Consider the following 4,981-nt stretch of genomic DNA (forward strand, 5'->3'; position numbering starts at 1 on the left):
CGGTAGGGAAGTTCACCACCTCCGCAGGCATTACGGTCAAGAGCAACCAACTCTACAGGCTCACCTACTACTACCGGTTTCTGGTAGTAGTAGGTGAGCCTGTAGAGTTGGTTGCTCTTGACCGTAATGCCTGCGGAGGTGGTGAACTTCCCTACCGCTGCCCCTGATCCTGTGCATTCTGCAAAGCCGCTGGTGGCGTTGGCTCCGGCGCCGGCGTTGCGTACCGTTGTGCCGGAGAGCTGACTCCAGCCTGTGAAGTCGCTTGCAAACGTACCATTGGTGAACATGTTCGTTTTGATGCCAAGCATCTTGTTTCTTAGACCTGTGGATAATCTTAATGCCATATTTCCTCCTTCTTACAATTCTTTCATAAAGATGTGGTTGCCAATTTGTTTGACAAATGCCATTCCTGGGCTATCTGCCCACTTGGGATTGGCAAGTTTGGGGTTGTAGTAGTGCGTTGCGGCTTTGACGGCAGGACAGGTTCGCAGGTTATGACAAAACTGATACGCCATATCTACCAAAGAATCGTGATTATATATCTCCAAAAGGGCTTTCTTGGCCTTCTCTAACACGTCAGAGTTGAAACAGCTAAACTGTTTCTTGCGTAATATAACCTCTTTGAGCGTGTTGCCGTATCGTTTTCTTTCATCATATACACGATTCATTATTACTTGAGCAACGGCCTCCATACCAAGCTCACCTTCTCCGCCAGCCTCAAGCAACATCGTTGTTGCCAATAACGATACCTCCGGAGACTGCAAGAACGCATCGTGCGTTTTGTGTGTCCAACAATTTTTCACATTTTCCTCCTGTATCCGTTGTTTATATCCCTGTACACTTGTGTCCTGGACTTCTTAAGCAGAGAGGCTATCTCCACAACAGGCAAGCCAACTACCAGCATGGAAGCAACTGCACGAAGATATAGACTATCTATTCGTTTGATTTTATCAATCCGCTCAACGTCAGACAGCACACACGCCTCTGACAGAACTTCCTTGTAATCTTTTGTTGCGATGTTGTCATCATACGCAATCAGCGCTGGCAACTCAGACGATACACACTCTTCTCCACTAAGGATTGCATCAAGATAAACGCAAGGCTCAGTGCATGTATCATACTTCTTGCAGCCTTCACACGATCTGGCTTTGATGCGATCATTAAAACGTGCCATGCTTATGTCTCCACTGTGTCACTGACATGCACCGTTATAGTTGTGCCACTGCGATTACTTACATAGTTGATTATACCGTTGCGTTGAAGCCAGCTTAACACGCTGCCTATTGTCTTTTTGGACGGCACACGCTCAATCCCACGCTCATAGTAAGATACTCCACGGGCTATGGTATCGTAACTTGTCAACAACATACATGACGTTAGCCATACCCCAACACCACGATTAACGGAAATCAATTTTTCTTCACGCGTCATGTTTTGACGCAGCCAGTAAAACACACGGTGATACACAGGCGGCATTTCCCAGGCAAGGCGCTCAAGGTCATCCATCTCTTAACCTCCTGACACCGTAACCATCGGCGCTGTATTCTTGCCCCAGGCGGCATGGTTATACTGGCCTGACTGCCCGTGCGCTCCCTGTACCGTTACGACGTACTGATACACACCATCCGCCTGATTTGCAATCCCGGCACCGACATCCGCAGCAGCAAAGGCATACCGTGTCTGCGTCACGTTGCGTATGACACCTCCGGCAAAGCCGGCACAAATGCCCTCTCTGCCACGCCAGAACACACACCGGCCCTGCATCTGACCGTCAAACACCCTCGACGCTTCGGCTACTGACTGCGTACCATAGACGGCTCCGCCTTTGTCCATGCTCAGGACCATCATCGGTGGCTCATTGCCTTGAAGGAAGTACACCGTTGAAGCCGTTGCAATATACAATCCGTCATCCACCGCAGCCAGCATCGTAACGTCAGACTCAAAAGGCAGGTAGTCAGAGCCGATCCGAAATAACTCATAGCTGTTTGGCAAGCTGTAGTAGACAACGTTGCCGGAGGCGATATACACTCGTCCTCGATAGAACTCAAGCAACTGTCCAGGCGGCGGCGGGTAGCAGTTAGCCGTTGCAAGGTTGCGGTAAAGCTCCGTTGCGCTGCCACGATAAACAAATATACCGGCAACGTTGCTAACCGTTGCGACATGAAACAACGTGCTTCCGTTGGGAGTGGTCAGCCAAATGTTAATGCCGTTGACACGAGGGTCTGTTGAAGCCGGATACGTAATGACAACACCGCCGCCGGCATCGACGTCAATGTGCACCGGCGGACAACTCCCGCTGACCTGGCCGCCTACGGCCTGGTACGTCAGGCAGACATGGTAACGGCCATACTTGAGATTGCCGGAGGTCGAACCGACAAACACACCAGATGGCGGCGCCAGACCCCACGTCCGGTCAAGGCCGTTTTGCACGCAGCCTGTTACGGCTCCGTCACTGTAGTACACCCTGTCCAGTAACGGCAGATACCACATCCGATGCAACGTTGCTATCCCGTTGCGCAACAGGCTGCCGGTACAGGATGCCATGTCAAACCGGTACAGTCCCGTCCCATGACGGTACAGGATGCACTCAGGCCCGCCGCCGATTGAGTGAATACCTGCACCGGACAGCAACCTCTTATATCCACGTCGTCGCCTGACCTGTCCGGTGTCGTCAATGACAACGTTGACCGCCTCCGTCAAATCACCAAGCTCCAGGCGCTCTGCAGAACGACGGTTGACAAGTCCTTTGAACGACTTAACAGAGATTGACTTTACAGGAGGTCTAGGCAACTAAGCCTCACTGACATCTTCATCTGAACTGACTTCATGAAATGCATCGGAGTATTCGTCGCCATCTCCGTCATCGTCTGATGCATTGTCTGACATCAGAACACGCTCTATTATCTTGACGGCTGACTTGAAATCTCCGGCTACATCCGTCCTGTCTTCATACTCAGACTCAACGAAATTGCCGTCTTTACCTCGCTTGGGAGGTGGCTCTTTCTTTACACAGTGGTAAATTATAAAACCACCGTTTGTCGCTCTAACAACCTTAACTCCTTTGTTATCATCCAACCACAAGTGTTTCACCTCCTGACTATAAACCGTACCCTCGTGACGTCATACGCATGTTGCCAAGGGGTAAGGTCTTGATTGATTTCTCCATTAACGCACTCATACGCAATCCAAACTCCTGCGCAAAACGTGCCTCATACATCTGCGACAAACCCGCATTAAAACCGTCTGAATCGGACTTGCTATACGCAAGATGACACATCCACTTGACAAGGCCATAGTGATAGCTTTCCGGTATCTCAGGCGTGTCATTGACATTGACCATATCATGCAACGGAAATCGCACTACCTCAAGTGATACGGTGTCGGCTGATACGGGTGTCGGAAAAAAACGGATTGACGTTACATCAACCAAATACCCTGAAGGTTGACCACTACTAAAACGCCAGTTCAGCAACGGCCCCGTTTGTCTGTCCATCTGATGACGCGCAAACTGTCTCAAAACATAATCACTGCTACCAAGAATTGCAGAAACAATACGCCGTATCTTGGAATGCAAAGGATACGTTGCAACATCGGCTACAACAGCAATCTGACATACATCGGGGGTAGTTGAGTCAAACAGCAACTCACTGCGTCTGCAAGCCTCAACCTCTGCCTCATTGGCATAACGCTTCAACTCCAAATCGCTCCAAAGTTGAGGCGATACGTTATCCTCAAGAAAGCTCACACGTGCAGCCACTATCAACTCTGAAAGCGTCATACGCTATCAAACATCAACCGGTACAGCCGTAAACGGATACAACGAACGAGGTGGTTCATCTTTGCAGATATCCACAATGGCATTACGCAGACACTCCACAAACCTCTCAGGAAGAGTTACCGGATGACCATACTTAATCTGCAGCACCTTCCCGTTAACAGAAATGGCCATCGAGTCCTCCTTCTGATTCGTTGCTCCGGGATGCACCGTGACAAGAAACATCCGTTCCTTTTGACCTTTGTCTCCAAGAGACATCAGCGTATCAGATGATACACCACTAATCTTAGAACTCATAAACATCTCCTCCTATGACAGCAACGCAGTGCTAAGGGCATAATACGTTATCGTTAGACCGGCAGCGTTAAGGTTCGTTGTACCGGCAGTAAACGTGTGCGTATCATCCGTTGTCACCGTGAAGTATCCAAGCGGGGCGTTATCTGCAGGCAATGACGGCCTGACGGGACTCCACTGCTTCGTATACTCATCAATGTCAAGACCCATCGTACATGTTACGTTACCGGAAGCGTCAACACTGACGAGATAGTCGTATGTTGTACCGGCGGGTTGCACGGGGCACGCTGTAAGGGCAATCGAGGCCGTGGCGGCCTTCGTAAACACCTTACCATTGATGCTGTAGTCTACATCTTTGACCGTCTTAACCGTTGCTGTCGCTCCGCCTACAGATGTAAATCCGCTATTGCCATACGTGCGATTGTTAAGAAGAATCAGAATATCAAATATATCCTGACTGCCGCTCATTCCTGAAATAGAACTGTTCATGTATCCTCCTATGACAACTCAGTGGCGGCTACCTCGGCAACTGCCATCGTCAGATGATTCTGGATTACTGCCGTGCTATAAGTCTTCCAGCCGGCCTTCATTACCTGACCGAGAACGTCTGACTTATCGGGAGCATCCGCATTGATTATCGTTACAGATACAGCCGTCATACCCTTAAGGGCAACCGTTGCACAACAATCCTGAGACAGATATATCAAAGGATAAACATCACTGTTTACACCTCCGGTAGTCACTGTGCCATTGGTGCTTGCAAGACCTCCGGCATCAGAATACGGTGCTATGGTTTCGCACTTTCTGGATTCCTGCTTACGCAGGAATGACACAGATGGGCACAAAATACCATTTCTTGTCATTCCCGTGAAAACGGGAATCCATTTTCAAAAACCGCATAAAAAGTCAGTT

At 49.5% G+C, this 4,981-nt stretch carries 10 protein-coding genes; all 10 read right to left on the minus strand.

The window, feature by feature from the left end:
- Positions 1 to 344 (minus strand): hypothetical protein (locus HWQ67_RS12910; RefSeq protein WP_218253101.1); only part of this gene is annotated, 344 nt, incomplete at its 3' end.
- Between the two features lie 12 nt (positions 345 to 356).
- Positions 357 to 803, minus strand: a complete 447-nt coding sequence (locus tag HWQ67_RS12915; RefSeq protein ID WP_218253102.1) for a cell wall hydrolase — start codon at positions 801 to 803, stop codon at positions 357 to 359.
- Entirely contained in the window at positions 800 to 1,174 is a 375-nt protein-coding gene (locus HWQ67_RS12920) for a hypothetical protein (RefSeq protein ID WP_218253103.1), read from the minus strand. The genes HWQ67_RS12915 and HWQ67_RS12920 overlap by 4 nt, the downstream gene beginning before the upstream one ends.
- Before the next feature lie 2 nt (positions 1,175 to 1,176).
- On the minus strand, positions 1,177 to 1,506 hold the full coding sequence (locus HWQ67_RS12925; RefSeq protein WP_218253104.1) for a hypothetical protein: 330 nt from the start codon (positions 1,504 to 1,506) through the stop codon (positions 1,177 to 1,179).
- A gap of 3 nt (positions 1,507 to 1,509) precedes the next feature.
- A complete protein-coding gene (locus HWQ67_RS12930) occupies positions 1,510 to 2,790 on the minus strand; it encodes a hypothetical protein (RefSeq protein ID WP_218253105.1) in 1,281 nt (426 codons plus the stop codon).
- Positions 2,791 to 3,075, minus strand: coding sequence for a hypothetical protein (locus HWQ67_RS12935; RefSeq protein ID WP_218253106.1), 285 nt, complete (start codon positions 3,073 to 3,075; stop codon positions 2,791 to 2,793).
- Positions 3,076 to 3,097: 22 nt separating this feature from the next.
- Positions 3,098 to 3,778, minus strand: a complete 681-nt coding sequence (locus HWQ67_RS12940; protein ID WP_218253107.1) for a DUF6682 family protein — start codon at positions 3,776 to 3,778, stop codon at positions 3,098 to 3,100.
- Positions 3,779 to 3,784: 6 nt separating this feature from the next.
- Complete coding sequence (locus tag HWQ67_RS12945) at positions 3,785 to 4,072, minus strand: hypothetical protein (protein ID WP_218253108.1); 288 nt, start codon at positions 4,070 to 4,072, stop codon at positions 3,785 to 3,787.
- A 12-nt stretch (positions 4,073 to 4,084) separates the two neighbouring features.
- A complete protein-coding gene (locus HWQ67_RS12950) occupies positions 4,085 to 4,558 on the minus strand; it encodes a hypothetical protein (protein ID WP_218253109.1) in 474 nt (157 codons plus the stop codon).
- An 8-nt stretch (positions 4,559 to 4,566) separates the two neighbouring features.
- Complete coding sequence (locus HWQ67_RS12955) at positions 4,567 to 4,902, minus strand: hypothetical protein (protein WP_218253110.1); 336 nt, start codon at positions 4,900 to 4,902, stop codon at positions 4,567 to 4,569.
- Positions 4,903 to 4,981 lie beyond the last annotated feature (79 nt).

It is taken from the genome of Candidatus Magnetobacterium casense (assembly GCF_019173545.1).
In the GTDB taxonomy this organism is placed as follows: domain Bacteria; phylum Nitrospirota; class Thermodesulfovibrionia; order Thermodesulfovibrionales; family Magnetobacteriaceae; genus Magnetobacterium; species Magnetobacterium cryptolimnobacter.

Excerpts from the sequence above, each read along its gene's own strand:
- HWQ67_RS12950 (WP_218253109.1), bottom strand. The coding sequence starts at position 4,558 with ATGAACAGTTCTATTTCAGGAATGAGCGGCAGTCAGGATATATTTGAT.
- HWQ67_RS12920 (WP_218253103.1), bottom strand. The coding sequence starts at position 1,174 with ATGGCACGTTTTAATGATCGCATCAAAGCCAGATCGTGTGAAGGCTGC.
- HWQ67_RS12925 (WP_218253104.1), bottom strand. The coding sequence starts at position 1,506 with ATGGATGACCTTGAGCGCCTTGCCTGGGAAATGCCGCCTGTGTATCAC.
- HWQ67_RS12940 (WP_218253107.1), bottom strand. The coding sequence starts at position 3,778 with ATGACGCTTTCAGAGTTGATAGTGGCTGCACGTGTGAGCTTTCTTGAG.
- HWQ67_RS12945 (WP_218253108.1), bottom strand. The coding sequence starts at position 4,072 with ATGAGTTCTAAGATTAGTGGTGTATCATCTGATACGCTGATGTCTCTT.